The organism is Roseibium sp., assembly GCF_050301095.1.
Lineage (GTDB): Bacteria > Pseudomonadota > Alphaproteobacteria > Rhizobiales > Stappiaceae > Roseibium.
The window spans coordinates 1-4,636 of record NZ_JBNKYW010000203.1 but is presented as its reverse complement, the minus strand read 5'-3'; the positions used below and the strand labels follow the sequence as shown (position 1 = coordinate 4,636).

Genomic DNA, 4,636 nt, shown 5'->3' with positions numbered 1-4,636 from the left:
TGTTCCGACCAGACATTGTACCCCTGGGCGCGCGCCTTTTGCAGCTTTTCCTCGTTCTCCCACCATCCGTATTCGTTGTTGTGATTGAGCGAAAACGGCGCATCGAGAGCCATGGCGTTGGCTAGAAGTTCACTGGTGCCCAGCGGTCCCTCCGGGTTGCTGGGGTTGCCATGAAACCGCACATGAGCCCCCAGCAAGCGGCCGTAATTGGCTGCAACCTCCTGCGTCTTGAACATCTCGAACGTGGTGACGCCCTCGCTCATGTAGCCGATGGTCGATGCGACGCTCAGTGCCCCCTGACGCAGCTCCTCGTCCATGTAACCGAGGATCTGATTGAGCTGGTCGAGATTGCTGCGCGTAACCGACCAGCCCGGCACACCGTCTTCCTCCACGGCCTTCGCCCGCAATTCGAAAACGCTGGTAGCATCATGCCATCCGCTGGTGTCGACTTCCGGATCGTGAACCCGCGTCCGTGTCATTTCCTGGCTGACGCCGGTGCCATAGTTCAGCGGCCAGCCGGATTCGTCTTTCGCGGCGTACCACTCGGCAATATGGATCGCTCCGGCCTCGAGATCCATCCCCGTCGTCACGCCATCGAGCGCGGCCAGCTTTAGCGAGAGCCCGTCAAGCGCGTGAAAGTGCAAGTCGATAAAGCCCGGCGCCACCACATGGCCGGTGGCGTCGATGGTATCGGTGCCGGTGATCTCACCGGATGTGATGATTTTGATCCGGCCGTCGGTGATGCCTACGTTGAATTGGCCGTCGAGCATCGTCTCGGGATCCATGACCCGACCGTTCAGGATCACCAGGTCGTAGTCTTGCGCGCTGGCCGGAGCCGTGAGGGCAAGGCCTGCGAACACGGTGATGCTGCCAAGTAGCTTGTACATACTTCCAACCTTCCGTTTGCGTTTCGGCTTCGCGCCGACGACGAGTTCATAGTGCGCGCCAAGTGCTTCAAGCCGGCTGATTTACAAAGGTGCGCTTCTGGAATTGCGCCGCCAGATCACCGCACTGCGTGCCAACCGCATCTTGCATGGTCGCGACATTGTGCCCCCGAAACAGTCTCTCACAACTGGCGAGACGATCCCCGACAAAGCGCGGTAACGGCTCACACACTTCCGAAGCGCAGGGTTCTTTGGTTTCTCAAACGTTCCCGTCGCTCAAGCTTTGCAAATTGCTGGCCTGAAGCCTAAAACTCCACGCGGGCGCGCAAGCCGAACACTGCTATCAGGTCCTCTTTCGGATTAAGCGCTGGATTGAGGAGGAGCTGGGTACTCGGGGTGACCTGGAAATTTTCGGCAACTTGCGCTCTGTAGAAAACTTCGCCGGTCCATTGATCGTCCAGGTCCACAGAGAGAGTATCGGAATTCGGTCGCCCCCAGTTGACCCCGACTCCAAGCAGGTTTCCGCCCGGTGTGTTCATGTAGCCAAACCCGGTACTGACGGACGCTTCGTACAAGCCGCCGCCTTCATGGGCCCAGCCACCGCGCAGGAAAACAAGCCACCTTTCGTTGACAAGAGACGAGATAGACCCGTTTACCCCCCATCCGCCAGCAGCACCGGTTTTCTTGCTTTCGTCAATTTGCCAGAAGGCTATATGGGCGTTGTCCAGGAAAAGCCTCTTGCCTCCTTGGGTGAAACCGATCTCGAAGGTCTTGAAAGTGTCAAAATCGCCAAAAAAGGTTTGAACGCTCTGGAACGCAGAGGTCGGGTCCGCGCTGGCATCGACAATACTCGCGGCTGCGTAAAAATTGTCCGTAAAGTAACCGCCAACCATCGCGCCGAATGCACCGTCCGGCAGTTTACTCATTGTGTTGGAGCCGGTGGAAAAGGCGAGATTGTGAAAGCCCGACCAGGGACTGGCCAGTGCATAGACGTCGAAGTATTCTTTGACGTCGATAAGCCCCAGACGAGCAACAGCCTTGTCCTGCAAGAACCTCTGTTTCCAGTAGAGCGTTGTTGCCCGGAACCCCTGATCGGTGAAAACCGGTTCGGTAACGCCCACATAGCCGGCAGCCAACCCAAGTCCGGCCGGCGGGATATCCGTGAAGGAATGCCGGTTCTCGCCCTTGAACTCGATACTCCCGGTGTTCTTGCCACCGCGATTGAACAAGGCCCAGGATCCGTAGACACGCGCAATCGCCGAAGCAGCCGTCTTATCTCCGAGACTGGCAGTGGCGGCGAGCCCGACCGAAGTGTAATCGGCCCCGAAACTGAACCCTGTTTTCTCCTTGATACTTGCCTTCCACTCGTCCCATTTCTTCAGAAGATTGCGATCGAGAAGATCCGCCTTTTCTTCACTGTTAGCCGAAATCAGAGAATCCGCGGAGTCCGGTCCATTCAGCGGGTGCCGGTCAAGTGTGTTCCCTGTCGACTTTACAACGGGCGCAGGTGCCGCCTCCTCTGCAATTGCGGTTTGCGGAGAAATAACAATCGAGGTCAGCGCCAGGGCAACGGTTAAAGTCCAGCATGGACCCTCCGCAATCATGGCGCATACCCCGTCTTGAATTCGTGTGAAGGACTTCATTTTCCCATTCCCGTTGCCCCATCGGTGCGCCATAGACTTATGGCACACCTGTTCTGACCAGGCGATACAAGCCCGTGACTATCTGGCTTTCCAGTTCGGCGCCCGTTTTTCAGCAAACGCCAGGGCGCCTTCTTTCGAGTCTTCGGTCCGCATCAGGAAGTCGAAGCTTTCCTTTTCCAGTCTGACCGCCTGAGGCAACGGCATATCAAGGCCCTGCATGACAGTGGTCTTCATTTTCTGGACGGCAAGCGGAGCGCTCTTCACGATTTCACCCGCGATCTGTTTGCACTTCTCAAGCAGTTGCTCCTGTGGAACCACATGATTCACGAGGCCCAGGCGATAGGCGTCCGGCGCGTCGATCCGACCTCCCGTGTAGAGAAGCTCAAGCGCGGGGCCAAGAGGGATCACGCGCGGCAGTCTCTGGGTCCCGTACCCGCCCGGAATCCAGCCGAGCCGGATTTCGCCGGAGCCGAAATGGGCATCTTCCGTACAGACCCGGATATCGGCACCGAGGGCCTGCTCCAGCCCGCCGCCGGTGCAATGGCCCTGGATAGCCGCAATCACCGGTTTGGTCAGTGTCAGCATGCGCGGGTAGAGACGATCGACGAACCCTTCGGCATCGGGCGACTTGACCCATCTGACGTCAGTGCCGGTGCAGAACGCCCGCCCTTCGCCACTGAGGATGCCCACCCTGAGTTCGGGGTTCGTTTCAAGCTCGTCCCACGCATCCGCGATGGCGTTGTACGTCTCGCCGTCACACGCATTCAGGACGTCCGGACGATTGATCCTCACGTGGATAATTCCCGCTGATTTCTCTACGATCACTTTTTCCATGTCTATTCCTTTCACGCTCAAAATGGGCTGTTCTTGCTGTCGCCAATCACATCGGTCGCCTTCTCTCCGACGCTTGGAAAGGTGGCTATTCGTCGAACAGGCCTGAGGTTGCGATGGCGCGCGGGTAGCGGTGACCGGAATGGTCGTCGTTGTTCACATTGAAGTAGACAATGACGAGGTCCCGCGATGGCGACACGTAGAGGCCCTGGGTCATCAGGCCGCCCTTCCACATGTCCCCGTCGGGCCAGAGGATGTCCCACTGGCGGCTGTTGGCGATGAAATCGTTCGAACCGAGATAGTCGGCGAACACGGCACCGTCGAAGCCGGCCATCATGAACTCGTGGCTGCGCACCCCGTCGCGGATACGGGCCAGGATCTCGTCCGTCACGACCTGCTCGGTGGCAATCTTGTTCCAGCTGGGTGTGTAGAGCATGCCGAACCGGGCGAAGTCGCGCAGATTGCTCGAGACAAGCCCGTGCGCCGCGGCGATGCCGTCGGGTGTCAAATGGATCTGCAACGCCCCCTCAGCACCGACTTTCGACCAGACACGGCGATCGAAGATCTGGGCCCAGCGGTCGTTTTCGACCTCCTCGGCCAGGATCACCAGCATCTGGGTCAGGCCAGAAGCGTAGTGGAACGCCTGCCCGGGCTCCTCCCGCTTGGGCGTGCTTCTGAGCACGTCACGCAGCTTCTCGACACCACGCGTCTCGTTCGGAAAGCCGAACTCGGCTTCATACACGCGGCGTGCGATGTTGTCGGGGTCGAAGCGGGACTCGGAGGTGTCCTCCAGGTCCATGCCAGAGGCCATGTCCATGATGTCTTTTGTGGTAACGCCGTCCCAGGGCGTGCCCTTGAAGTCAGGCAGATAGTCGGTGACCGGAGCGTTCTGGTCGATCTTGCCCTCGCTGATCAACTGGTCGATCACCAGGCTGGCCGTGGGCTTGGCCGAAGACATCCACACGTGGTGATCCTCGGGCCGCATCCGCGGGTATTTCTCATAGACGATCTGGCCCTTGTAGACGACCATGTAGGCTTGCGCGCCCGGCGACTGCTCGAGGAACGCGTCGAGCGACATGGGGCTGGGCAGCGAGCTTTCGGAGGTCATGTCGACCTCGATCTCGCCAATCTCGGGCATCGGGTTCTCTGCCAGCGGCATCGGACCAACGCGCGAGGGCAGGATTGCGGTGGGCAGGAACTCCGACACGCGCATGTTGAAATAGGCGGACGGGTCCCCGCCGCGGAAAAGCTCATTGTAATCGGCGGCGCGGGTCTCCT

At 59.3% G+C, this 4,636-nt stretch carries 3 protein-coding genes and 1 pseudogene; all 4 read right to left on the bottom strand.

What is annotated here, in order from left to right; all coding sequences use genetic code 11:
- Positions 1-887 (bottom strand): annotated as a pseudogene (locus tag ACQY7U_RS18260) (amidohydrolase family protein); the annotation flags it as partial.
- A gap of 302 nt (positions 888-1,189) precedes the next feature.
- On the bottom strand, positions 1,190-2,527 hold the full coding sequence (locus ACQY7U_RS18255) for a carbohydrate porin (RefSeq protein WP_428647427.1): 1,338 nt from the start codon (positions 2,525-2,527) through the stop codon (positions 1,190-1,192).
- 78 nt (positions 2,528-2,605) lie between these two features.
- Positions 2,606-3,361: an enoyl-CoA hydratase/isomerase family protein gene (locus ACQY7U_RS18250; protein ID WP_428647425.1), complete on the bottom strand. Its 756-nt coding sequence runs from the start codon at positions 3,359-3,361 to the stop codon at positions 2,606-2,608.
- A gap of 85 nt (positions 3,362-3,446) precedes the next feature.
- Positions 3,447-4,636, bottom strand: a 1,190-nt coding sequence (locus ACQY7U_RS18245; RefSeq protein ID WP_428647422.1) for a serine hydrolase domain-containing protein, incomplete at its 5' end; no start/stop codon positions are given.

Excerpts from the sequence above, each read along its gene's own strand:
- ACQY7U_RS18255 (WP_428647427.1), bottom strand. The coding sequence starts at position 2,527 with ATGAAGTCCTTCACACGAATTCAAGACGGGGTATGCGCCATGATTGCG.
- ACQY7U_RS18250 (WP_428647425.1), bottom strand. The coding sequence starts at position 3,361 with ATGGAAAAAGTGATCGTAGAGAAATCAGCGGGAATTATCCACGTGAGG.